This window comes from Streptomyces sp. NRRL B-3229, from assembly GCF_000719505.1.
In the GTDB taxonomy this organism is placed as follows: Bacteria; Actinomycetota; Actinomycetes; order Streptomycetales; family Streptomycetaceae; genus Streptomyces; species Streptomyces griseorubiginosus.
In genome coordinates this window covers 336,568-359,400 of the sequence record NZ_JOGP01000004.1, presented here as the reverse complement: position 1 = coordinate 359,400, position 22,833 = coordinate 336,568, and the positions used below count along the sequence as shown (strand labels likewise).

Here is a 22,833-nt window from a genome sequence, read left to right as displayed (position 1 = left end):
CGGTACTGGCAGAGCGGCCTCGCCTCCGGCGGCGTCAAGCAGTAGCGCACACTTCTCCCCTCGCTCCCGTACCCCGGAGGTTCCCCCCATGGCGGCTCTGCCTGCCCGTGTCCTGTTCGGCGCCGCGTACTACCACGAGTACACCCCGGCCTACGACCCCCAACTCCAGCCGGACGAACGGCTGGAGACCGACCTGGACCTGATGGCCGAGGCACACTTCACCGTCATCCGGGTCGGCGAGTCGGTCTGGTCGACCTGGGAGCCCAGCAACGGCACCTTCGACCTGGACTGGCTCCAGCCCGTCCTCGACGGCGCCCACGAGCGCGGCATCTCCGTCGTCCTCGGCACCCCGACGTACGCGGCCCCGCCGTGGCTGGCCCGCCAGTACCCGGAGATCACCGCCGAGCGCGCCACCGGGCAGCGGATGGGCTGGGGCGCCCGGCAGGAGATCGACTTCACCCACCCCGCGTTCCGCTTCCACGCCGAGCGGGTCATCCGGAAGATCGCGGCACGCTACGCCGACCACTCGGCGGTCATCGGTTGGCAGGTCGACAACGAACCGGGGCTGCACCTCTTCCACAACCGCGGCGTCTTCCAGCGGTTCGTGGACCACCTGCGGGAGAAGTACGGCGACGTCGAGACCCTGAACCGCGAGTGGGGCCTGGTCTACTGGTCGCACCGGCTGTCCGACTGGTCCGACCTGTGGACGCCCGACGGCAACGAGCAGCCCCAGTACGACGTCGCCTGGCGGGAGTTCCAGGCCCGCCAGGTCACCGAGTTCATCGGCTGGCAGGCCGACCTCGTCCGCGAGTACGCGCGCGAGGGGCAGTTCGTCACCACCTGCATCTCGTACACCCGCCAGGGGGTCTCCGACGACGAGCTCGCCGCCCGCCTCGACATCGCCTCCGGCAACCCGTACTACGACATGCAGGACGGCCTGCTGCTGCCCGACCCCACCCCCGACACCCACGAGCAGATCTGGAAGACCAGCGGCGTCTGGTCGATGTACCAGACCGCCGACTGGATGTTCTCCTCCCGCCAGGAGCCCTTCCTGGTCACCGAGACCAACGCCCAGAGCATCGGCTTCGCCTGGGACAACCGGCCCGGCTACGGCGGCCAGTGGCGCCAGGCCGCCTGGGCGCACGTGGCGCGCGGTGCCCGGATGATCGAGTACTGGCAGTGGCAGACCCTGCGCTTCGGCGCGGAGACTTACTGGGGCGGGGTCCTCCCGCACACCGGAAAGCCCGGCCGCACCTACGCGGAACTGGCCCGGCTGGGAGCGGAGTTCGAGAAGGCGGGCCCGCTGGTCGCCGGTCTCGAACCCGACGCCGACCTCACGCTGGTCTACTCGACGCCGAGCAAGTGGCTCATGCAGAAGTACCCGCCGCTCGCCACCCCCGACGGCGCCCCGGATCCCGCCGCCTACCACCGGCTCTTCGACCCCTTCTACCGCGGCGCCTTCGACGCCCGCCGCCAGGTGCGGATCGTGCACGCCCGGCAGCTGGTGGACCTCACCGCGGAGGAGGCAGTACGGGGCCACCCGGTGCTCGTCGTCCCCGCCCTGTACGTCGTCGACGACATCACCCTCGACTGGCTGAAGGCCTTCGCCGACGCGGGCGGCCACCTGGTCCTCGGTCCCCGCACCGGCTACGCCGACCACGAGGCGAGGGCCCGGCTCACCCCGGCCCCCGGCCGTCTCGCCGACGCCGCGGGGGTGACGTACGACGAATTCAGCAATCTGCACCAGGACGTGCCCGTGCGCCCGACGCCGGACAGCCCGCTGCGGCTGTCGGAGTCGGCTGCCGCGACCCACTGGATCGAGTGCCTCGACCCCACCGACGCCGAGGTGCTCGCCGGCTACGACCACCCGCACTTCGGCCGGTGGGCGGCGATCACCACCCGGGTGCACGGCGCCGGCCGGGTCACCACCGTCGGCACGGCACCGGGCCGCGAACTCGCCCGTGCGCTCGCCGAATGGCTGGCGCCCACCGCGAGCCACGCCTGGCAGGACCTGCCCGCGTCGGTCACGGCGACGACCGGCACCTCTCCCGACGGCCGTCGGGTCCACATCGTTCACAACTGGAGCTGGGAGTCCGCGCGCGCGAGCGTCCCGGTCGACCTCTCCGACGTTCTGGACGGCACGTCCGTTCCCGCCGGCACGGAGCTGGCTCTTGGTCCCTGGGACGTCCGCGTGCTCATCGCCGCAACACCGTGACATCCCCCGAGGAGGGGCAGTGAGGAAAAGAACCACAGCAAAGGCGCTGGGCAGTTCTCTTGCGGCGGCGGCACTGCTGACCGGCTCCATGGCCGGTGCCCAGGCGTACAACCCGACCGGCGGGACCCTGCACCAGCTGGGCAGCGAGCCGTGTCTGAAGGGGCGTGGCAACTGCGCGGTCTACCCGAAGTCGGCCCAGCTCCCCGGCGGTCGGCTGGTCGCCTCGTTCGAGAAGTCGACCGTCGTGGCGTCCTCCGGCAGCGCGGCCGGGCAGACCCTCCCGGTCTACAAGAGCGACGACGACGGCACGAGCTGGCAGCCGCTGTCCGAGGTGAAGGCACCGGCGTACCTCTCCAAGGACCCCAGGTACGCCAAGTACACGAGCAACTGGACCAACCCGTACCTGTACGTCCTGCCGAGGAGCGTCGGCGGGATGAAGGCCGGCACCCTGCTCCTGGCGAGTGTCGTCTCCAGTGACGACTACTACTACAAGGAGCACAAGGCCGCCGACCCGAACTGGACCCCGTCCAACAACGGCGACCGCAGCGATCTGGCCATCGCCCTGTACTCCAGTACGGATCAGGGCAGGAGCTGGACGATCCGGAACGTCGTGGCGACCGGCGGATGGCAGGGCGGCAGCGCGGGCGCGGTCGGGAAGAACATCGCCGCGGCGAACAAGTACCAGCAGGTGGACCCGCTGTGGGAGCCGTACCTGATGGTCTACAAGGGCAAGCTGGTCTGCTACTACTCCGACGAGAACGACTGCACCGGCTTCGACCCGGTCACCGGCGTGCCCACGAAGGACCCGGCGAACGACACGGCCACCGACTCGCACGGGCAGATCCTCGTGCACCGGACCTGGGACGGGCGTAGCGCCGACTGGAGCGAGCCGGTCGTCGACGTCGCGGGGTCGGTGGGTCAACGACAGCGGCCGCAGCGACGGCGTGTGGACCGAGTACCAGACGACCTCACCGGCCGGCTACAGCCGCAACCTCCAGTACGTCGACGGCACCGGCCGTATCGCGATCCTCAACAACCAGGGCACGTCCACGATCGCCTTCGCCGAGGTCGACCTCGGCGACTCGGCCGGCACCTGCTACCGGCTGGTCAACCGCAGGACCGGCCAGGTGATCGGCACCGGCAACAGGACCAACGACGCCAACCTCGGCAACGGGGACGCCCCGGACGTGGTCCTGGAGGACTCGGGGCGGCGGCCGACCCGGACACCCAGCAGTGGCACGTGGTGGACGAGCCGAACGGCGGCACCAGCCTGCTGAACAGGTCGGGCGGCCGTGCCGCCGCGATCTGGACCGGCAACGCCACCGTCGGGCAGCGCATAGGCCAGTGGGTCGACAACAGCTCGACGGGCAGCTGGAACCTCGTGAAGACCTCCGACGGCTACTACAGGTTCCAGGCCGTCAAGAACAGCGCGCTCTACCTGACCGGCGCCTCCGCGGGGGTGCCGCTGACCCTTCAGAACGCGACCGGTGACGGTTCGCAGGACTGGAAGCTCGTCCGCTAGGCGGCGGTGGTGGTCCGGCGGTGACGTCGGACCACCAGCATCTATCTGCCGTCCGGTGGTGCGTGTCATACTCCCATGCAGGATATCGAACATCATTCGAAATATCGAACAGAAGGGTGATGTGAGGGTGAACGCCGACAACAGGGGACAGCAGCCTCAACCCGAAACCTACGTCGTGGGGATCGACTACGGAACACTCTCGGGGCGGGCCGTTGTGGTACGCGTCTCCGACGGCGCCGAACTGGCCGCCGCCGAGCACCCGTACACCCACGCCGTCCTCGACCGGCAGCTGCCCGACGGCACCGTACTGCCGCCCGACTGGGCGCTCCAGGTCCCGTCCGACTACATCGACGTCCTGCGGATCGCCGTCCCCGAGGCGGTGGCCCGCGCCGGTGTGCGTCCGGAGCAGGTCATCGGTATCGGCACCGACTTCACCGCGTGCACGGTGCTGCCCGTGCTGGCCGACGGAACCCCCCTGTGCGAGCTGCCCGAGTACACCTCCCGTCCGCACGCCTACGTCAAGCTGTGGCGCCACCACGCCGCCCAGGCCCAGGCCGACCGCATCACGGACCTCGCCGTGGAGCGCAAGGAACCCTGGATCAAGCGCTACGGCGGGAAGATCTCCTCCGAGTGGGAGTTCGCCAAGGCGCTCCAGCTCCTGGAGGAGGACCCCGAGATCTACGGCCGCACCGAGCGGTGGATCGAGGCGGCCGACTGGATCGTGTGGCGCCTGTCCGGCACGTACCTCCGCAACGCCTGCACCGCCGGCTACAAGGGCCAGTTCCAGGACGGCGTGTACCCCTCGCCCGAGTACCTCGCCGCGCTCAACCCCGGCTTCGCCGACTTCGTCGCCGACAAGCTGGAGCACCCGATCGGGCAACTCGGTGACCGCGCCGGTGGGTTGACGGCCGAGGCGGCGGCCTGGACCGGACTGCCGGAGGGCATCGCCGTCTGTGTCGGCAACGTCGACGCCCATGTCACCGCGCCCGCGGCGACCGCGGTCGAGCCGGGCCGGATGGTCGCCATCATGGGCACCTCGACCTGCCATGTGATGAGCTCCGACCAGTGGGCCGAGGTGCCCGGCATGTGCGGCGTCGTCGACGGCGGCATCCTGCCCGGTCTGTGGGGCTACGAGGCGGGCCAGAGCGGCGTCGGCGACATCTTCGGCTGGTTCGTGCGCACCGGCTTCCCCGCCGGGTACGCCGAGGAGGCCGCCGCCCTCGGCCGTGACCCGCACGAGCACCTCACCGCGCTGGCGGCCGAACAGGCCGTGGGGGAACACGGGTTGATCGCGCTGGACTGGCAGAGCGGCAACCGCAGCGTCCTGGTCGACCACGACCTCAGCGGCGTCGTCGTGGGCCTGACCCTGTCCACCCGCCCCGAGGACGTCTACCGCGCGCTGCTCGAGGCCACCGCCTTCGGCACCCGCACCATCATCGAGACGTTCACCGCCTCCGGGGTGCCCGTCGAGGAGCTGATCATCGCGGGCGGTCTGACGAAGAACGCGCTGCTGATGCAGATCTACGCCGACGTCACCCGCCTGCCCCTCGGCGTCATCGACTCCGCGCAGGGTCCCGCGCTGGGTTCGGCGATGCACGCCGCGGTCGCCGCGGGCGCCTATCCGGACATCAGGGCCGCGGCCCGGGCCATGGGCAAGGCCCGCCCCGCCGTCTACCTCCCGGACCCCGAGCGGGCGGCGGCCTACGACCGCCTCTTCGCCGAGTACCGGCTGCTGCACGACTACTTCGGCCGCGGCACCAACGAGGTCATGCACCGCCTGCGCAGGATCCGCGCCGAAGTCTCCGCCTCCTCCTGACCTGAACGCCTGAAAGGGACACACCCCCATGGACACCAACGCCCCCGCCTACCCCGATCACGAGATCTGGTTTCTCACCGGCAGCCAGGGCCTGTACGGCGACGACGTCCTGCGCCAGGTCGCCGACCAGTCCCGCAGCATCTCCGAGATGCTCGGCCGCCCGGGCAAGGTGCCGGTCAGGATCGTGTGGAAGCCGGTCCTGACCGACGCCGAGGCGATCCGCCGCATGTGCCAGGAGGCCTCCGCCTCCGACACCTGTGTCGGAGTGATCGCGTGGATGCACACCTTCTCCCCGGCGAAGATGTGGATCGCCGGCCTGAGCGCCCTCGACGTGCCGCTGCTGCACCTGCACACCCAGTACAACCTGTCGCTGCCCTGGCCGAGCATCGACATGGACTTCATGAACCTCAACCAGGCCGCCCACGGGGACCGCGAGTTCGGGCACATCGAGTCCCGGGTCGGCGTCGACCGCAAGATCGTCGCCGGTCACGCCACCGACCCGCGCGTGATCCGGCGGATCGCCGCCTGGGCCCGGGCCGCCGTCGCCCGCCAGGCCTCGCGCGGCCTGCGTCTCGCGCGCTTCGGCGACAACATGCGGGACGTCGCCGTCACCGAGGGCGACAAGGTCGAGGCCCAGATCCGCTTCGGCTTCTCCGTCAACACCTACGGCGTCAACGACCTGGTCGCCGTCGTCGACGAGGTCGAGGACAAGGCGGCGGCCGAACTCGCCGCCGAGTACGTCGAGTTGTACGACGTCGTGCCGGCCCTGCGCCCCGGCGGCATCCGTCACGACTCCCTGCTGTACGCGGCCCGCCAGGAGATCGGCCTGCGCACCTTCCTCACCGAGGGCGGCTTCACCGCGTTCACCACCAACTTCGAGGACCTGGGCGGTCTGCGCCAGCTGCCCGGTCTCGCCGTGCAGCGGCTGATGGCGGACGGCTTCGGCTTCGGCGGCGAGGGCGACTGGAAGACCTCCGCGCTGCTGCGCACGCTGAAGGTCATGGGCCAGGGACTGCCCGGCGGCACCTCCTTCATGGAGGACTACACCTACCACCTCGGCCCCGGCGAGCCCCGCATCCTCGGCGCCCACATGCTGGAGGTCTGCCCCTCCATCGCGGCCGACCGCCCCAGCTGCGAGATCCACCCGCTGTCCATCGGCGGCCGCGAGGACCCGGTCCGCCTGGTCTTCAACGCGGCCGAGGGCCCCGCCGTCGTCGTCGGCCTCTCCGACCTCGGGGACCGCTTCCGGCTCACCGCCAACGCCGTCGACGTCATATCGCCCAACGAGCCGCTTCCCCAGCTCCCCGTCGCCCGGGCGGTGTGGAAGCCGCAGCCCTCGCTCGCCGAGTCCGCCGAGAGCTGGCTGCTGGCCGGCGCCCCCCACCACACGGTGCTCAGCTCCGCCGTCGACCTGGAGACGCTCTCCGACTACGCGTCCATGACGGGCGTCGAGCTGCTCACGATCGACAAGAACACCACCACCGACCAGTTCGCCAAGGAGATCCGGTGGAACGCCGCCTACCACCGCCTGGCCCAGGCCCTGTGACGGCCGCGCACCGGACTCCAGGAGAGACCCGATGACCGTAGAAGTCCGCCCCGGCCTCCGACAGGAGGTCCTCGACGCCAACCTGACCATCCCCCAGGTCGGCCTCGCGACCCTGACGTGGGGCAACGTGAGCGGAGTCGACCGTGAGGCGGGGGTGTTCGTCATCAAGCCCTCGGGAGTGCCGTACGAGGACCTGACCATCGACCACCTCGTGACGGTACGGCTGTCCGACGGCGAGGTCGTCGACGGCGACCTGCGCCCCTCCACGGACACCGAGACCCACCGCTGCCTGTACCTGGCGTTCCCCTCGGTGGGCGGGGTGACCCACACCCACTCCACCCACGCGGTCGCCTTCGCCCAGGCCCGCAGGGACATACCGGTGCTCGGCACCACCCACGCCGACACCTTCAACGGGCCGATCCCCGTGACCCCGGACCTGACCGCGGAGCAGTGCGCGAAGGACTACGAGTACAACACCGGGCGTGTCATCGTGGACCTCCTGGCGGAGGACGACCAACGGGCGGTCGAGGTGCCGGCCGCGCTGGTGGCGAACCACGGCCCGTTCACCTGGGGGGCCACCGCCCGCAAGTCCCTGGAGCACGCGATCATCTGCGAGGCCGTGGCCGACATCGCCCTGCACACCCTGAGCCTGGGCGTGACCACACCCCCGCCCCCGCACCTCCTCGCCCGCCACTACACCCGCAAGCACGGCCCGGACGCCTACTACGGCAACCCGTGAGCCGGACGGGCCGCCGGGTGCGTGACGGCTCGTCACGCACCGGCGGCCCCGCGGTACCCGGCCTCAGCGGGCCGGCAGCCAGGTGTCGACGACCTCCGCGAGTTCGCCCCGGCCGCGGAAGACGTGCCCGTCCAGGCCGACCGCCTGCGCCGCGCGGACGTTCTCCTCGCGGTCGTCGACGAAGAGGAAGTCGGCCGGCGCGGACTGCATCGCGACGACGCAGTACTGGAAGGCGGCCGGGTCGGGCTTGGCCGCGCCGATCCGGCCGGAGAAGGCCACGTGGTCGAGGTCGTTCAGCCAGGGCTGGGCGGCGAGGAAGGCGTCCGCGTGGTCCGCGGGGATGTTGGACAGCAGGGCGACCCGGGCCCGCTCCCGCAGGCCGAGCACGTAGGTGACCATGCTCTCGTCGACACGGGACCAGCTGTCGATGTCGGTGAGCCGCAGCTCCTCGATGGTGTCGGCGTAGGCGGGGCGGGACAGAGCGTGCAGGACGTCGGTCCAGTACGCGGAGGCGGTGTGCCGGCCGGCGTCGTAGGGCGGGCGGTGGGCCCAGTGGGCCGTGGTGAAGGCGTCGGGGGAGACGCGGGCGCGGGCGGCCATCTTCTCCAGGGCGCCCGGGCGCTGATGGGATCGCCCTGAGCGTCACCGCCGGCGCCCCGGTGATCTTCGTGGTCCAGAACAACGCGGGCTACATGTCGATCCGCGGCGGCCGGCGCAAGCAGACCTCGCGCCACATCGGCACCGAGTTCTCGCACCCCGACGGCTCGCCGTACAGCCCCGACTTCGCGGCCATGGGCCGGGCCTTCGGCATCGAGTCGTACAAGGTCAACGACTCCGACTCCCTGGAGCCGACCCTGCGCAAGGCGGTCCAGTCCGGCGCCCCCGCCGTGATCGAGGTCCCCACGGACCGCGACGCCGCCGGTCCCTGGGTCCCCGGCTGGTGGGACTTCCCGATCCCGGCGTACATCAAGGACGAGCGCCAGGAGGAGTACGACCGCATCAGGGGGACGGAACAGCACCTCTGACCGACCTGTCCTCACCGACCGCCCGTACAGCCGCGATCCGGCCGCACGGGCGGTCCGGGTGTTCGTGAGCCGCCGGTCGACGAGGTCGGTGTGTCGATGGCGCGCCTGGCCCTGCGGTCCGCCTGGCAGCCCGCCTGACGGCCGCGCCCCCGCGACGCCCCTCTCCACGCGATCCCCCCTCTCTGCCCGATCCCCCTCTCGACTTTCTCCCCACCCGATCCACCTCCCGCCAATCCGCACCCCGACCTGCTCCGGATTACGCGCGGACTGATCGCGAGCGCGGGAGGAAAGAGGATGAGGCGGACGGCCGTCGTGGGCTCCGGGGTGGCGGGGCTGACCGCCGCGTACATCCTGGGGCGGACGCGACACGTCGTGCTCTACGAGGCCGACGACCGGCTCGGCGGGCACGCGCACACGCATGAGGTGACGTCGTCGTACGACGGGCGGGTGCACCGGGTGGACTCCGGGTTCATCGTGCACAACCGCCGCACCTACCCCCACCTGCTGCGGCTCTTCGACGAACTCGGCGTCCCCACGCAGGAGTCGGAGATGAGCATGTCGGTCCGCTGCGAGGGCTGCGGACTGGAGTACGCCGGCGCCCGCGGCCCCGCCGGACTCCTCGCCCGGCCCCGCAGCGTCCTCAGCGGCAGCTACCTGCGGCTGCTCGCCGAGGTGCCGGCCTTCCACCGGGCCGCCCGCCGGCTGCTGGCCCACGGCGACGAGCAGGACCTCACCCTGGGGGGCTTCCTAGACCGGGAGGGCTTCTCCGCCTACTTCCGCGCCCATTTCATGACCCCCGTGGTGTCGGCCGTGTGGTCCTGCGACGCCGTCACCGCCCAGCGCTACCCAGCCGCCTACCTGTTCCGCTTCCTGGAGCACCACGGAATGCTGTCGGTCGGCGGTTCGCCGGTGTGGCGCACGGTCACCGGCGGTTCGCGGGCGTACGTCGACCGGATCGCCAAGCAGATCGCCGAGATCCGCACCGGCACCCCGGTACGGGCCGTGCGCCGCCACGCCGACGGCGCCGAGGTGACCGCCGCCGACGGCACCACCGAGTCCTACGACTCCGTGGTCATCGCGGTCCACCCGGACCAGGCACTGCGCCTGCTCGCCGATCCGACCGAGCGGGAGCGGGAGGTGCTCGGCGCGTTCCGCTACTCGCGCAACACCACCCTCCTGCACACCGACACCCGGCTGCTGCCCCGCGCCCGCGGCGCCCGCGCCTCCTGGAACTACCTCATGCCGTCCTGCACGGCCGGCGCCGACCGCGTCCGGGTCAGCTACGACATGAACCGGCTGCAACGCCTCGACGCCGCCGAGTCGTTCGTCGTCACCCTCGGCGGCGAGGACCGCGTCGACCCGGACCGGGTGCTGGCCCGCATGGTCTACGAACACCCCGTCTACACCCCGGAGTCGGTGGCCGCCCAGCGGCGGCTGCACGAACTCGCCGGCGACGTCTGCGTGTTCGCGGGCGCCTACCACGGCTGGGGGTTCCACGAGGACGGCTGCCGCTCCGGAGTCGAGGCCGCCGCCGCGCTGGGAGCGCGCTGGTGAACGCCGTACCGGCCCTCTACGCCTGCACGATCCGCCATGTGCGGACCACTCCGTGGCGGTACCTGCTGCGCCACCGCACCTACCTGTGGCTCGTCGACCCCGACCGTCCTCCTCGACTGCCCCTGCCGCTGCGGCCGTTGGCGCGCTTCGACCCCCGCGACCACTTCACCGGCGACCGGCCCACCCTGCGCGCGGGCCTCGACGCCTACCTCGCCGGGCACGGCGTCGACCTGGAGGGCGGGCCGGTGGTGATGCTCACCCACGCCCGGGTCCTCGGGTATGTGTTCAACCCGATCACCCTCTACTGGTGCCACGGACCCGACGGCGCCCCCCGCTGCGTGGTCGCCGAGGTCCACAACACCTACGGCGGCCGGCACGCCTACCTCCTGCACCCGGACGAGGGCGGGACGGCCCTGGCCGACAAGGAGTTCTACGTCTCGCCGTTCCTCCCCGTGGACGGCCGCTACCGCATGCGGCTGCCGCATCCGGGACCCCGGCTCGACCTGACCGTGCACCTGGACCGGGAGGACGGCCGCACCCTCACGGCCACCGTCCACGGCACCCGGCGCGCGGTGACCGTCCCGAACCTGCTGCGCCTGGCGCTGCGCCACCCCTGGTCCACCCTCGCCGTGTCGGCGGCCATCCGCTTCCACGGCATCCGCCTCTACCTGCGGGGCCTGGCCGTCCAGCCCCGACCCGAGCAGCACACCCCGGAGAACCTCACATGACCACAGTCGCCCACGACGCGCCGGCCGACGCGGCCCGCTGGCCCGACATCGTCGCCGTGCCCCGCCCCTCCCGGCCCCGGGACACCGTGACCGCCGTGCTCGTCCGCCGGGCCCTGCGCGGACTTCCCCTGCGCGCCCGCCTCGCCGGCTCCGGTGACATCGGTCTCGGCGGCCCGCTCCTCCACGTGCACGACCCGGCCGCCTTCCACGCCCGGATCGGCACCGGCGGCCTGGTCGGTTTCGGCGAGTCGTACATGGCCGGAGAGTGGGACGCCCCCGACCTGGTCGCCGCCCTCACCGTGCTCGCCGCCCACGCGGCCGACCTGATCCCGGCCCCGCTGCAACGCCTGCGCGGACTGTGGGCCCCCAGACACCCGCACGAGGAGCGCAACACCCCGGACGGTTCCCGCGCCAACATCAGCCGCCACTACGACCTCTCCAACGACCTGTTCGCCCTCTTCCTCGACGACACCCTCACCTACTCATCGGCCGTCTTCCGTGGCTTCCCGGCGAGCTGGGACCTCCTGGCCGCCGCCCAGCACCGCAAGATCGACCGGCTGCTCGACCTGGCCGACGTCGGCGCCGGCACCCGGCTGCTGGAGATCGGCACCGGCTGGGGCGAGCTGGCGCTGCGGGCCGCCGCCCGGGGCGCCCGGGTCACCTCGCTCACCCTCTCCGCGGAGCAGCGCTCCCTGGCCCTGGAACGGGTGCGCGCGGCGGGACTCGAGGACCGCGTCTCGATCGAGCTGTGCGACTACCGGGAAGCGACCGGGGAGTACGACGCCGTGGTCAGCGTGGAGATGATCGAGGCGGTCGGCGCCGAGTTCTGGCCGGTGTACTTCCGCACGCTCGACGCCCGGCTCGCCCCGGGCGGCCGGGTGGCGCTCCAGTCGATCACCATGCCGCACGAGCGGATGCTCGCCTCCCGGGACACCTTCACCTGGATCCACAAGTACGTCTTCCCCGGCGGCCTCATCCCGTCCACCGAGGCGATCGAGCAGACCGCCCGCGACCACACCGCGCTGCGCCTCGCCCGCCGCGACGCCTTCGGCGCCCACTACGCCGAGACCCTGCGCCTGTGGCGGGAGCGGTTCACCGAACGCGCCGACGAGGTCGCCGCCCTCGGCTTCGACGAGACCTTCCGCCGTCTGTGGACCTTCTACCTGGCCTACTCCGAGGCCGGATTCCGCTCCGGCTACCTCGACGTCCAGCAGTACCTGTTCAGCAAGGAGAACCCCGCCCGATGAGCACCCTCGCCCGGCCCGGTGCCGCCCCTCTGCTCACCGCCCTCGTCGAGGACGCGCTCGGCGGCCCCCTGCCGCTGCGGCTGCGCGCCTGGGACGGCAGCGAGGCCGGACCGGCCGACGCACCCGTAGTGGTCCTGCGCTCCCGCCGCGCGCTGCGCCGACTGCTGTGGCAGCCCGGTGAACTGGGCCTCGCACAGGCGTACGTCACCGGTGAGCTCGACGCCGAGGGCGACCTCGCCGAGGGCCTGCGGACGATGTGGGCGGCCCAGCGGGAGCGGGGCCTGCGCCCGCCCCGGCTGACGTCCGCCGACCGGGCCCGAGCCCTCGTCACCGCCGTACGCCTCGGTGTCGTGGGGCCCCCGCCGCCCGCGCCCGCCTCCCAGGCCCGCCTCCGCGGCGGCCTGCACAGCCGGGCCCGCGACCGGGCCGCGATCAGCCACCACTACGACCTGTCCAACGAGTTCTACGGCCTCCTCCTCGACGAGACCATGGCCTACTCCTGCGGCTACTGGGTGAGCGACGAGCCGGGGTTCACCGCTGTCGACGCCCAGCGGGCCAAACTGGAGCTGATCTGCCGCAAGCTGGCCCTGGAGCCAGGCGCCCGGCTGCTGGACATCGGCTGCGGCTGGGGCTCGCTCACCCTGCACGCGGCGCAGCGGCACGGAGTCCGGGTCACCGCCGTCACACTGGCCCGGGAGCAGGCGGCGTACGTGCGCGAGCAGGTGCGCGAGCGCGGGCTGACCGAGCGGGTGGAGGTGCTCTGCCAGGACTACCGGGACATCCGGGGCCGCGGGTACGACGCCGTCTCCACCATCGAGATGGGCGAGCACGTCGGCGACGCCGAGTACCCCGCCTTCGCGGCCGCCCTGCACCGGCTCGTCCGGCCCCGCGGCCGCGTGCTGGTGCAGCAGATGTCACGGGGTCCGGGCGCCCCCGGCGGCGGGGCGTTCATCGAGGCGTACATCGCCCCCGACATGCACATGCGGCCCCTCGGCGAGACCGTGGCCCTGCTGGAGGAGGGCGGTCTGGAGGTACGGCACACGGAGTCGCTGCGCGAGCACTACGTCCGCACGATCGCCGCCTGGCACCGCACCCTGGAGGAGCGCTGGGACGCGTTCGTACGGCTGGCCGGTGCGGAGACCGCACGGGTCTGGCGGCTCTACCTGGCCGGCGGGGCACTGGCCTTCGAGGAGGGCCGGATGGGCGTCGACCAGATCCTCGCCGTACGGCCCGGACCCGGCGGCGCGTCCGGTATGGAGGCCGGCTCCAGCGCTTGGTACGCGGACCTGTGAACGGCTTCCCGTGGAGCGCCTTCGCCACCGGCCTGGCCTGGGCGGCCGCGGCGGCCCTGGCGGTCATGCTCGTCACCTTCGCGGTCGCCGTGCGGCTGGGCGTGCACCGGATCGTCGACGTGGCCTGGGGGATCGGCTTCACCGCCGTGGCCCTCACGACCCTCGCCGTCTCCGCCGGGCACGGCGATCCCGTACGACGGCTGCTGGCGACCGGGCTGACGGCGGCCTGGGGGCTGCGCCTCGCGGTGCACATCGCCCGGCGGGGCCGGGGCCACGGCGAGGACCCGCGCTACGAGGCGATGCTCGCGAAGGCGCCCGGCAACCGGAACGCCTACGCCCTGCGCATGGTCTACCTGCTCCAGGGCGCCCTCGTGTGGCTGGTGTCCCTGCCGGTGCAGGCGGCGCAGTACGTGCCCGGCCGGCCCTCGCTCCTGGCCTGGGCCGGTGTCGCGCTGTGGGCGGTCGGGGTGTGCTTCGAGGCGGTCGGCGACGCCCAGCTCGCCCGGTTCAAGGCCGATCCCGCCCAGCGCGGCCGGATCATGGACCGGGGGCTGTGGGCGTGGACCCGGCACCCCAACTACTTCGGCGACTTCTGCGTCTGGTGGGGCCTGTTCCTGCTGGTCTGCGACGCGCCGGCGGCGGCCGCCGCGACCGTGGTGTCGCCGGTGGTGATGAGCCTGCTGCTGACCCGGGGCAGCGGAAAGCGGCTGCTCGAACGGCACATGGCCGACCGGCCCGGCTACGCCGAGTACCGGACCCGCACCAGCGGCTTCTTCCCCCGGCCCCCGAAGCGGGCCGCGGGACGGGGGCGACGGTGACCGCCCGGGCGGGGCAGGATGCACCCGTGCGACCCACGGCGACAAGGAGCCTCTGATCGTGCCGCAGGACGACCTCGACACCTCTGCCCGGACCACGCCCGCCCTGCTGCCCCGACGGTGTCCGCCCCGGCCCCGGGCCGCCGTCCTCGTCCTGCACGGTGGACAGGAGACGAGCGAGCGCCCCACCCACCCCCGGCAGCTCGCCGCCCTGCGGATGGACCCGATCCTGCGCGCGGTGACCGCCGCCCTGCCCCACCAGGACGTCCTGGTCGCCCGGGTCCGCTACCGCCTGCGCGGCTGGAACGGCACCCGCGCCGACGCCGGGCGGGACACCCTGCGGGCCCTGGACGAGCTCACCGCCCTGGCCGGCCCCGTGCCCACCGTGCTGCTCGGCCACTCCATGGGCGGCCGGGCCGCCCTGCACGCCGCCGGACACCCCCAGGTCACCGGCGTGTGCGCCCTCGCGCCGTGGTGGCCCACGGGCGAGCCGGTGGCCCAGACGGCGGGCCGGCGGATCGTCGCCCTGCACGGCGGACGGGACCGCGTCACCTCGCCCGCCGCCACGGCCGACTGCGTCCACCGCGCCCAGGCCACCCCCGCGCGGGCCGGGATGGCCGTCATCGCCGGCGGCGACCACGCGATGCTGCGCCGCCACCGCCTCTGGCACCGCACCACCGCGGCCGTCGTCGCCCACCTCCTGGACCCCGGGGCCGTACCGGACCCGCTGCCCCAGGAGTGCTACGGGACCGGCGACTTCCCGGTGCTCTGAGCAGTGCTCCGAGCGGTGCTCAGAGCACGCGGTGCGAGTTCGGCGCCGAACTGGGCGCCCGTGAGCAGGGCGAGGTTCGACAGCCACAGCCACACCAGGAAGACGACGACACCGGCGAGGGAGCCGTACAGCCTGCTGTAGGCGCCCAGCGTGCCGGCGTACACCGAGAAGCCGGCGGAGACCGTCAGCCACAGGGCGGCCGCCAGCGCCCCGCCGGGCAGACTGCGCTCACGTCGGCGGGCCGCGGTGGGGCCGGTGTGGAAGAGGATCACGACCAGCAGGGCGACCAGGCACAGCAGCACCGGCCAGCGCAGCAGGCGCCACGCCCAGGCCGCCGTGGTGTCCAGGCCGAGGGTCCGGCCGACGGCCTCCGCGAGCGGCCCCGTCAGCAGCAGGGTGAGCGAGCCCACCAGCAGCAGGCCGAGCAGCCCGAGCGCGGTGAGCAGGATCCGGTGCGCCTTGCGCCAGGGCGAGCGCCGGTCCTCGACCCGGTGCATGCGGTGCAGGGCGCGGCGGAAGACGGCGAGGTAGCTGGAGGCGGACCACAGGGCACTGGCCGATCCCGCCGCGAGCAGCGGCCACGCCGTCCGGTCGGCGCCGAGCACCCGGCTGAGCACGGCGTGCAGCGAGGCCCCGGAGTCGGCGGGCGCGTAGGCCGTCACATGGGTGACGAACTCCTCGGCGGTGTCCGGGCTGATCATGCCGAACGCCAGCACGGTGACCAGCATCGCGGGCAGCACCGCCAGGATCGCGTAGTACGTCAGGGCCGCCGCGTAGTCCGAGATGTCGTCGTCCCACAGCGAGACCGGGGTGCGGCGCAGCGCGGGCCACCAGTCGGCGGGCGGGCGCGGCATCCGGCCGATCCGGCGCAGCCGACCGGCCCACGCTTCAGCGGACACGGGACCTCCGGGGCGAGGGCGTGCTCAGCCGGATCCGGGTGTACGCGGTGTACGGCGCGGTCGCCCGCTCTGCCTCGGCGGTCACGGCGTGCAGCGAGGGCAGTACGGCGTCCGGGGGAGTGCCCGGGTCCAGCCAGACCCGCAGGCCGACGTCCAGACGCTGCCGGCGGCGGGGCAGGACGCGGGCCCGGGCGCGGGCGACCCCGGGGACCGCGGCGGCGCGGGCGGTCAGTGCCCCGGCGAGGGCCCGGGGGCGGACCGTGCCGCCGGGGGAGGGCAGGGCCAGGTGCCGGGCTGGGCCCGGACGCAGCTGTGCGAGGCACACGTATGCGAGGAGCGCGGTCAGGAGGATCGCCGTGGCCAGGACGGCGGGGGTCCACCAGTCCTCGGCGCGCAGCCGTGCCAGGCGGGTCCGGGTCGGCCACAGGGCGCCGGTGTCCTCGGCCGGCCACCAGGACGGCGCCCGGTGCGCGAGGGCGAGCCACGCGCCCACGAGGAGCAGGACGAGCCCGGAGCCGCCGAGGACGGCTCGGTTGACGGTCGTACGGGTGCGTGCCATCACCGGTCACCTTCCGGGTGGCCGGACGTGGCGGCGACGGGTTCCGACGCCTCCTGCCCCGCACCGAGCGGGGGGCGCCAGACCGGTTCGGGGACGACCCTCACCCGCAGCCGGGGCGTCCGGCGCAGTCCGCACCCGGTCAGGGCGGCTCGGGCCGCGGACGTGACGGCGTCCCGGGCGGCCGCGCGATCGCCGAAGCAGAGCCCGGCCCGCACGGTCACGCGGCCCGTCCGTGCCCGCACCCGCACCGCGCCGACCCCCGCCACGTCCCCCACCGCGTCGCGGACCAGGGACTCCACAGCGGAGCGGTCCACCGCCGCGGCCACCCGGGCCGCGGGGACCCGCAGCGTGGACCGACGGCGACGGCCGGGCGTCACGGCGAGCAGGATCAGCCAGACGCCCAGCAGGGCGACCGCCGCCCCGGCGGCGACGACGGCCGGGTCGCCGGGCGCGTGACCGGACAGCCAGTGCAGCGCGGACCTGCGCCAGGCGGCCGCCGCCCGGTGCGCGGTGTGCACCCGGACCAGGTCGAGGGCAAGCGCGCCCCAGCAGACGGCGGCCACCGCGGAGAGCAGGGCCACCGGCACCCGGCGCTGGGACCACCAACGGCGGGGCGTACGGACCCCGTCGTGCTCCGGGGCCGGGGGGACCGGCACCCGGGGCACGCTGAGGGAGGTGACCGCGAACCGGGTGGCCGCCACGTCGAGTCCCGTCAACTGTCCGGTCCGCTCGACCACATGGCGCCGGACGTCCCGCACGGTGTCGGCGAGGGGCGCCGGGTAGGGCAGTGTCACGGCGAGGGACAGCTCCGCCCTCCTGCCGTGCACGGAGGCCGTGCTCCCGGTGGCCCGGACGCCGTCCCCGTGCGGCAGGGACTCGGCGGCGGCCCGCCCGGCGATCCTGCGGACCGCGCGCTCGGAGACGGTGGTGGTGCCCCGCTCGGCCGCGGCGGTCATCGGCGGCTCCGCTCGAACGCGCCCCGTACGTCCCGGACGCTGCCGCCGCCCTCGATCCACCGGCCCAGGGCCCAGCCCAGGCCGCCGAGCGCGGCCACGAGCAGGAAGGCGCCGAACCCGCCGAAGAACCCGGCGAACGCCAACGCCATGCCCGCGGCCATTCCCACCACTGGTGTGTTCACGTCCCTCTGCCTCTCACCCCGTGTCGAACCCCGTCTGCTCCGGTGCCCCCGCGCCGTCACTCCACGCGGGAGCCGGTGCTGTTCTCGGACTCGTCCTCGTCGGGCAGGTGGACGTCGTTCACGGTGATGTTGACCTCGACCACCTCCAGGCCGGTGATCCGCTCCACCGCGTCGATCACGTTCTCCCGGACGTCCCGGGCCACGTCCATGACGGAGACGCCGTACTCGACGACCAGGTCCAGGTCGACGGCCGTCTGCCGTTCACCCACCTCGACCTTGACGCCGCGTCCGACGTTGGCGCGGCCACCGGGCACCCGGTCGCGTACGGCGCCGATGGTGCGGGAGAGGCCGCCGCCCATGTCGTGCACGCCCGGGATCTCCCGGGCCGCGATGCCCGCCACCTTCACGACGACGACGTCGGCGATCGACGTCCGGCCCCGGTCGGGCGCGGGCTGGTCGGCCCCGGTCGCGCCGCCGGACACGGCCGTGGTGCGGGGCGCCCTGCCGGTCTGCGGGTCCTTGCGGGCGGGGGCGGTCTGCGGGGTGGGCAGGTCCTGGGCGACGGGCGTGGTCTGCGTGGTCATCGCGGGTTCCTCTCGCTCGGTTCTCGATGGGCTCTCACTTCTTTCGACCCGGCCCGGGCGCGGTTGTGACGCGGGTCCGCAAACGCGTCGGTGGGGTGCCACAGGTGTGACACCCCACCGATGACGCCCCGTCAGCTGGTGGGCATGAGGACGCTGTCGATGATGTAGACGTTGGCGTTGGCGGTCTTGACGTTGCCGCAGACGACCTTCGCGGAGTCGTTGACGGTGTAGGACTCACCGGAGCCGGAGGTGGTGAGCTTCGACTTCTCCAGCGTGTCGAAGGAGCCGTTCTCCAGGTCCTTGGGGGTGAGCTTCTGGCCGACGACGTGGTAGGTGAGGATCTTCGTGAGCTGGGCCTTGTCGTTGAGGACCTTGTCCAGGGTGGCCTTGGGGATCTTCGCGAAGGCGTCGTTGGTCGGCGCGAACACGGTGATGTTCTGGGCGTTGTTGAGGGTGTCGACCAGCCCGGCCTTCTTCACCGCGGCCACCAGCGTGGACAGCGCCGGGTTGTTGGAGGCGGCGGTGGCGACCGGGTCCTGGGCCATGCCGTCGAAGGAACCGGCACCGCTGGTGGGCACCGCCGAACAGGCCGGGCCGAAGGGCTGGTCCGCGGAGGCGGTGCTGCCGGAGCCGGCCATGGAGTCGTCCGAGGCGGAGGCGGACGCCTCGGTGGACGCCTTGGCGGAGGAGTCGGCCTTGGTGGAGTCGCTGCTGTTGTCGGAGCAGGCGCTCAGCGCGAGCGGCAGGACGGCCGCGGCGGCCACGGTCACGGCGATACGACGGATACGGGTGTTCACGATGTTTCTCCTGTAGGTGACGGCAGCGGATGCTGCCTTCTCGGGGAAAGGGGAGGAGATGGTCTGGGGGTCAGTCGACGGTCACGACCACGGAGTGCCATCCGCCGGCGCCGTCGGGGATCGTGCGGGTGCGTCTGTCGGTCTGGAGCGCGCCGGTACGGTCGGTGGCCCGGACGGTGAGGGTGTGGCCGCCCCTGGTGGCCTGCCAGGGGAAGGTCCACTGGCGCCAGGTGTCGGTCGTGTCCTCGGGAGCGAGCCGGGCTTCCTGCCAGGGCCCGTCGTCCACGCGGACCTCGACCTTGTCGATGCCGCGGTGCTGGGCCCAGGCGACACCGGCGACCATGACGGTGCCCGCCGCCGGCCGGGCGAAGGGCTTGGGCGTGTCGATGCGGGACTGCGTCTTGATGGGCGCCTTCCGGGCCCAGCCGCGCTTGACCCAGTAGGGGTCGTAGGCGTCGAAGGTGGTGAGCTCGATGTCCTCGATCCACTTGCAGGCGGACACGAAGCCGTACAGGCCGGGCACCACCATGCGAACCGGGAAGCCGTGCGCGAAGGGCAGCGGTTCGCCGTTCATGCCGAGCGCGAGCAGGGCGTCACGGCCGTCCATCACGTCCTCGACCGGGCTGCCGATCGTCATGCCGTCCACGGAACGCGCGACCAGCTGGTCGGCCGGGCCGCCTTTCGACGGCGGCCGCACCCCGCACTCGGCGAGCAGATCGGCCAGGCGTACGCCGATCCAGCGGGCGTTGCCGACGTACGGGCCGCCGACCTCATTGGAGACGCAGGTCAGCGTGATGTCCCGCTCGACCAGAGGACGGCGCAGCAGATCGTCGTAGGAGAAGGTGACCGGGCGCGTGACGCCCTTGCCGTGGACGCGTAGCCGCCAGGTCGTCGCGTCCACCCGGGGCACGACCAGGGCGGTGTCGACACGGTAGAAGTCCGCGTTGGGCGTGACGAACGGGCTGAGTCCGGAGACCCGCGGCCCGGCACCCTTCGGTACGGCCCGGGCTGGGGATGCCGGAGCGGGGAGCACCGCGTCCCGGCGGGAGGCGACCGCACCCCGGCCGGCGGCACCCGCCAGGGTCCGGCCCAGCAGACCGGCCCCCGCCGAGGCCACGGCAGCGGTGCTCGCCGCGATCACGAAGCCCCGGCGGTCCCAGTCCCCACCGGTAGTGCCCGGCGGAGGCGCATCGGGCTCCGAGCGGGGTGCGAGGAAGCCCAGGAGCACGTACAGGAGTACGGCCCCGGCGACCGCCCCGGCCACCGAGGGCACCGCGTCCGTCAGGCCGACCGAGTCGGGCCGCCGTGTCGCCGCGAGCGCCCCCACGGCACCGAACAGCAGCACACCGGCCGCGGCGGTACGGCGGAACCGCAGTCCGGCAATTCCGAGGAACACCGCGAAGAGACCGAGAACCGCGAGAATTCCCAGCTGGAGAACCAGTTTGTCGTCGGTGCCGAAATTCCGGATCGCCCAGTCCTTCACCGCCGCGGGCGTGGCGTCGATCGCGGCGCCGCCGACCGCGACGACGGGACCGGACTGGGGGCGGACCGCCCCCGCGCAGGCCTCGGCGACCGCGAGCGCGGTACAGCCGGCCAGCAGACCGCTGAGCGCGCCCAGCGGCAGCCGCAGTCGGCGCGATTTCTTCTCGTTCTCGGTCACGTGGGGAATCCGGTCCTGAAATGCCGTCGGATTGGTGGCAGCCACGATCGGATGAAGTTTCTTTTCCCACCAATCCGCGCCCGCTCCGGCTACGGATCCCCTTTAAAAAGGTCTTTCTCTTTCACGGCCCGAAGTCCCGCGTCACAGCGGTCGCGCGGCGGTGTCCAACCACTGGAAGACCGGCTTCCGGGAGACCGGATGAGAGGAGCGACCCAGTGGTGGGTGCACCACCCGACACCCGGCCCGACACGGACGACGCCCTGCTGGTGGTCCGTGCCGCGGAGGGGGACGAGGACGCGTTCGCCGTGCTCGTGCAACGCCACGCGCCGGCGCTCATCCAGCTCGCCACCCGGCTGCTCGGCACCCGGACCGAGGCGGAGGACGCCGTCCAGGACGCCTTCCTCAGCGCCTGGCGGAGGCTGCCCGAGTTCCAGGGGCGGTCCTCCTTCGGTACGTGGATGTACCGGATCGTCACCAACCGGTGCCTGAACGTGCTGCGTTCGCGCCGGCCCACGGCCCCGCTGGAGGCGGTCGGGGACGTGGCCGCGGCCGAGCACAGCACGTCACCGGCCCGGATCACCGAGGGCCGGGACGCGGTGCGCGAACTGCGCGAGGCGCTCGACCTGCTCTCCGCCGAACAGCGCGCCTGCTGGGTGCTTCGGGAACTGGACGGACGGTCCTACGAGTTCGTCGCGGAAGCGGTGGGCATCAGCCAGGACGCCGTCCGCGCCCGCGTCTTCCGTGCACGCCGTTGTCTGACACAAGCACTGGGGGCCTGGCGATGACCGACCCGATCGACCCGCCGCACGGCACGTCCGCCCACGAGGACGACGACGTACTCCTGCCCTGCGGGCGCCTGCTGTCCCGAGCCTGGGCCGACTGGGAGGACCGGGCCCGCGACGACCGGTCCCGGGAGGGAGAGGCGGGCGACGCCCACCCGCGAAACTGCCCGCATTGCCGGGAGGCGGTGCGCGGGCTCGACGAACTGGAGTCCGCGGTAAAGGGGTTGCGCACGGAGACGGCGGCCGCCGACTCCTACGACACCGAGCCGCTGACCCGACGGATCATGGACGTCGTCCGCCTCGAACTGCGTCCGGGCCGCCCGCTGCCGCTCGGCGAACCCGCCGAGGACCTGTGGATCATGGAAGCCGTCGCGGCCAGGACCCTGCGCTCCGCGGCGGAGACGGTCCCGGGCGTCCGTGCCGGCTCCTGCCGTCTCCTCGACGTCCGCGAGGACGGCACGGTCGAGGTCCGCCTCGACATCCATGCCCCGGTCGGCGTCCCGCTGCCCGACCTCACCGAACGGGTGCGGGAACAGGTACGTGAGGTGGCCGACCGCGCCCTGGGCATGGCCACGGCAGCCGTGCACATCAGGGTCACCGACCTTCTCCCCCCGACGGCCGACGACGACCGGGAAGGGCGTACGCCATGACCGACCACACCTCGGATACCCCGAACTCGAAGATCCCTCCCGCGAAGACCGCTACCTCGAAGAGACCTCCCACGAAGGCCGCTACCTCGAAGAGCCCTCCCACGAAGGCCGTGAACGGCGCTCTCGTCGCCGGAGTCGCCGCGGCCGTGACGGAAGTGCCAGGTGTGGCCTTCCTCCGGCCCGGCCTGGCCGACCGGTTGCGTTCTGCGCTGCCGCGGGCCGTGCCACAGGTCGGCGGGACCGCGGCCGGGACCGCGGCCGGGACCGCCGCCGGGGTGCGCCTGACCCGGCCGGACGGCGAGGGACCCTGGCACGTCGAGATCCACGTCGTGGCGCTCCGGCGGGCGCGGACCGTGGACGTCGCCCGCGGAGTCCGCGACGCCGTCGGACACCGGCTGGGCGTCCTGACCCCCGGCGAGCCCCGGCCCCGGGTCACCGTGACGGTCACGGGTCTCCTCTGAGGCCGGCCGGCCTGCCGATCCGCGTGGGTCCC

At 73.0% G+C, this 22,833-nt stretch carries 22 protein-coding genes and 1 pseudogene; 15 read left to right on the top strand and 8 right to left on the bottom strand.

What is annotated here, in order from left to right:
- The first annotated feature begins 88 nt into the window (after window positions 1-88).
- From IF54_RS0108425 to araD, 5 genes and pseudogenes are all read left to right on the top strand, one after another.
- Window positions 89-2,215, top strand: coding sequence for a beta-galactosidase (locus tag IF54_RS0108425; protein ID WP_030316119.1), 2,127 nt, complete (start codon window positions 89-91; stop codon window positions 2,213-2,215).
- Between the two features lie 88 nt (window positions 2,216-2,303).
- Window positions 2,304-3,737, top strand: a pseudogene (locus tag IF54_RS39500) (RICIN domain-containing protein).
- Between the two features lie 175 nt (window positions 3,738-3,912).
- Window positions 3,913-5,553, top strand: coding sequence for a ribulokinase (araB, locus tag IF54_RS0108415; protein ID WP_234438937.1), 1,641 nt, complete (start codon window positions 3,913-3,915; stop codon window positions 5,551-5,553).
- A gap of 28 nt (window positions 5,554-5,581) precedes the next feature.
- Window positions 5,582-7,099 (top strand): L-arabinose isomerase, encoded by a 1,518-nt coding sequence (gene araA / locus IF54_RS0108410; RefSeq protein WP_030316115.1) that lies wholly within the window; start codon window positions 5,582-5,584, stop codon window positions 7,097-7,099.
- A gap of 31 nt (window positions 7,100-7,130) precedes the next feature.
- The gene (gene araD / locus IF54_RS0108405) at window positions 7,131-7,838 is read left to right on the top strand and encodes an L-ribulose-5-phosphate 4-epimerase AraD (protein WP_030316114.1); all 708 of its coding nucleotides are present in this window, start codon (window positions 7,131-7,133) and stop codon (window positions 7,836-7,838) included.
- Between the two features lie 63 nt (window positions 7,839-7,901).
- Here araD and IF54_RS0108400 read toward each other — a convergent pair whose 3' ends face one another.
- Window positions 7,902-8,438: an HAD-IA family hydrolase gene (locus IF54_RS0108400; RefSeq protein ID WP_234438936.1), complete on the bottom strand. Its 537-nt coding sequence runs from the start codon at window positions 8,436-8,438 to the stop codon at window positions 7,902-7,904.
- Between the two features lie 29 nt (window positions 8,439-8,467).
- On the opposite strand from IF54_RS0108400, the gene IF54_RS0108395 reads away from it, so the two are divergent.
- The 7 genes from IF54_RS0108395 (at window position 8,468) to IF54_RS0108365 (ending at window position 15,271) form a co-directional block, all read left to right on the top strand.
- Entirely contained in the window at window positions 8,468-8,863 is a 396-nt protein-coding gene (locus IF54_RS0108395) for a thiamine pyrophosphate-dependent enzyme (RefSeq protein WP_324616538.1), read from the top strand.
- A 294-nt stretch (window positions 8,864-9,157) separates the two neighbouring features.
- Window positions 9,158-10,417, top strand: a complete 1,260-nt coding sequence (locus IF54_RS0108390) for an NAD(P)/FAD-dependent oxidoreductase (protein ID WP_030316109.1) — start codon at window positions 9,158-9,160, stop codon at window positions 10,415-10,417.
- Entirely contained in the window at window positions 10,414-11,145 is a 732-nt protein-coding gene (locus tag IF54_RS0108385) for a DUF1365 domain-containing protein (RefSeq protein WP_030316107.1), read from the top strand. The genes IF54_RS0108390 and IF54_RS0108385 overlap by 4 nt, the downstream gene beginning before the upstream one ends.
- Window positions 11,142-12,392, top strand: coding sequence for a class I SAM-dependent methyltransferase (locus IF54_RS0108380; RefSeq protein WP_030316106.1), 1,251 nt, complete (start codon window positions 11,142-11,144; stop codon window positions 12,390-12,392). Before IF54_RS0108385 ends, IF54_RS0108380 begins: the two co-directional genes overlap by 4 nt.
- Window positions 12,389-13,684, top strand: a complete 1,296-nt coding sequence (locus tag IF54_RS0108375; protein ID WP_030316105.1) for an SAM-dependent methyltransferase — start codon at window positions 12,389-12,391, stop codon at window positions 13,682-13,684. The genes IF54_RS0108380 and IF54_RS0108375 overlap by 4 nt, the downstream gene beginning before the upstream one ends.
- Window positions 13,681-14,502, top strand: coding sequence for a DUF1295 domain-containing protein (locus IF54_RS0108370; protein ID WP_030316104.1), 822 nt, complete (start codon window positions 13,681-13,683; stop codon window positions 14,500-14,502). The genes IF54_RS0108375 and IF54_RS0108370 overlap by 4 nt, the downstream gene beginning before the upstream one ends.
- Before the next feature lie 58 nt (window positions 14,503-14,560).
- A complete protein-coding gene (locus tag IF54_RS0108365; protein ID WP_030316103.1) occupies window positions 14,561-15,271 on the top strand; it encodes an alpha/beta hydrolase in 711 nt (236 codons plus the stop codon).
- Here IF54_RS0108365 and IF54_RS0108360 read toward each other — a convergent pair.
- From IF54_RS0108360 to IF54_RS0108330, 7 genes are all read right to left on the bottom strand, one after another.
- Window positions 15,241-16,125, bottom strand: a complete 885-nt coding sequence (locus IF54_RS0108360; protein WP_063754932.1) for a YihY/virulence factor BrkB family protein — start codon at window positions 16,123-16,125, stop codon at window positions 15,241-15,243. The two genes, IF54_RS0108365 and IF54_RS0108360, sit on opposite strands and share 31 nt — an antisense overlap.
- Before the next feature lie 34 nt (window positions 16,126-16,159).
- Window positions 16,160-16,729, bottom strand: coding sequence for a hypothetical protein (locus IF54_RS0108355; RefSeq protein WP_030316101.1), 570 nt, complete (start codon window positions 16,727-16,729; stop codon window positions 16,160-16,162).
- Window positions 16,729-17,685, bottom strand: a complete 957-nt coding sequence (locus IF54_RS0108350; protein WP_030316100.1) for a DUF6286 domain-containing Asp23/Gls24 family envelope stress response protein — start codon at window positions 17,683-17,685, stop codon at window positions 16,729-16,731. The genes IF54_RS0108355 and IF54_RS0108350 overlap by 1 nt, the downstream gene beginning before the upstream one ends.
- Window positions 17,682-17,867, bottom strand: a complete 186-nt coding sequence (locus IF54_RS42670) for a hypothetical protein (RefSeq protein ID WP_159002097.1) — start codon at window positions 17,865-17,867, stop codon at window positions 17,682-17,684. The genes IF54_RS0108350 and IF54_RS42670 overlap by 4 nt, the downstream gene beginning before the upstream one ends.
- 56 nt (window positions 17,868-17,923) lie before the next feature.
- On the bottom strand, window positions 17,924-18,451 hold the full coding sequence (locus IF54_RS0108340; RefSeq protein ID WP_030316099.1) for an Asp23/Gls24 family envelope stress response protein: 528 nt from the start codon (window positions 18,449-18,451) through the stop codon (window positions 17,924-17,926).
- 131 nt (window positions 18,452-18,582) lie between these two features.
- Window positions 18,583-19,248 carry a fasciclin domain-containing protein gene (locus IF54_RS0108335; protein WP_030316098.1) on the bottom strand — a complete coding sequence of 222 codons (666 nt, stop codon included), beginning with the start codon at window positions 19,246-19,248 and terminating at the stop codon, window positions 18,583-18,585.
- A 70-nt stretch (window positions 19,249-19,318) separates the two neighbouring features.
- Entirely contained in the window at window positions 19,319-20,908 is a 1,590-nt protein-coding gene (locus tag IF54_RS0108330; RefSeq protein WP_030316096.1) for a sulfite oxidase, read from the bottom strand.
- 215 nt (window positions 20,909-21,123) lie between these two features.
- Between IF54_RS0108330 and IF54_RS0108325 the strand changes: the two genes are divergently transcribed.
- The 3 genes from IF54_RS0108325 to IF54_RS0108315 all read left to right on the top strand — a co-directional run bounded on the left by IF54_RS0108325 (window position 21,124) and on the right by IF54_RS0108315 (window position 22,801).
- Window positions 21,124-21,693, top strand: coding sequence for an RNA polymerase sigma factor (locus tag IF54_RS0108325; protein WP_051735361.1), 570 nt, complete (start codon window positions 21,124-21,126; stop codon window positions 21,691-21,693).
- The gene (locus tag IF54_RS0108320) at window positions 21,690-22,340 is read left to right on the top strand and encodes an Asp23/Gls24 family envelope stress response protein (protein WP_030316090.1); all 651 of its coding nucleotides are present in this window, start codon (window positions 21,690-21,692) and stop codon (window positions 22,338-22,340) included. The genes IF54_RS0108325 and IF54_RS0108320 overlap by 4 nt, the downstream gene beginning before the upstream one ends.
- A gap of 110 nt (window positions 22,341-22,450) precedes the next feature.
- On the top strand, window positions 22,451-22,801 hold the full coding sequence (locus IF54_RS0108315) for a hypothetical protein (protein ID WP_030316089.1): 351 nt from the start codon (window positions 22,451-22,453) through the stop codon (window positions 22,799-22,801).
- Window positions 22,802-22,833: the final 32 nt, after the last annotated feature.

Excerpts from the sequence above, each read along its gene's own strand:
- IF54_RS0108355 (WP_030316101.1), bottom strand. The coding sequence starts at position 16,729 with ATGGCACGCACCCGTACGACCGTCAACCGAGCCGTCCTCGGCGGCTCC.
- IF54_RS0108360 (WP_063754932.1), bottom strand. The coding sequence starts at position 16,125 with ATGCCGCGCCCGCCCGCCGACTGGTGGCCCGCGCTGCGCCGCACCCCG.
- IF54_RS0108350 (WP_030316100.1), bottom strand. The coding sequence starts at position 17,685 with ATGACCGCCGCGGCCGAGCGGGGCACCACCACCGTCTCCGAGCGCGCG.
- IF54_RS0108425 (WP_030316119.1), top strand. The coding sequence starts at position 89 with ATGGCGGCTCTGCCTGCCCGTGTCCTGTTCGGCGCCGCGTACTACCAC.
- araD (WP_030316114.1), top strand. The coding sequence starts at position 7,131 with ATGACCGTAGAAGTCCGCCCCGGCCTCCGACAGGAGGTCCTCGACGCC.
- araA (WP_030316115.1), top strand. The coding sequence starts at position 5,582 with ATGGACACCAACGCCCCCGCCTACCCCGATCACGAGATCTGGTTTCTC.
- IF54_RS0108390 (WP_030316109.1), top strand. The coding sequence starts at position 9,158 with ATGAGGCGGACGGCCGTCGTGGGCTCCGGGGTGGCGGGGCTGACCGCC.
- IF54_RS0108380 (WP_030316106.1), top strand. The coding sequence starts at position 11,142 with ATGACCACAGTCGCCCACGACGCGCCGGCCGACGCGGCCCGCTGGCCC.
- IF54_RS0108400 (WP_234438936.1), bottom strand. The coding sequence starts at position 8,438 with ATGGCCGCCCGCGCCCGCGTCTCCCCCGACGCCTTCACCACGGCCCAC.
- IF54_RS0108375 (WP_030316105.1), top strand. The coding sequence starts at position 12,389 with ATGAGCACCCTCGCCCGGCCCGGTGCCGCCCCTCTGCTCACCGCCCTC.
- IF54_RS0108340 (WP_030316099.1), bottom strand. The coding sequence starts at position 18,451 with ATGACCACGCAGACCACGCCCGTCGCCCAGGACCTGCCCACCCCGCAG.
- IF54_RS0108320 (WP_030316090.1), top strand. The coding sequence starts at position 21,690 with ATGACCGACCCGATCGACCCGCCGCACGGCACGTCCGCCCACGAGGAC.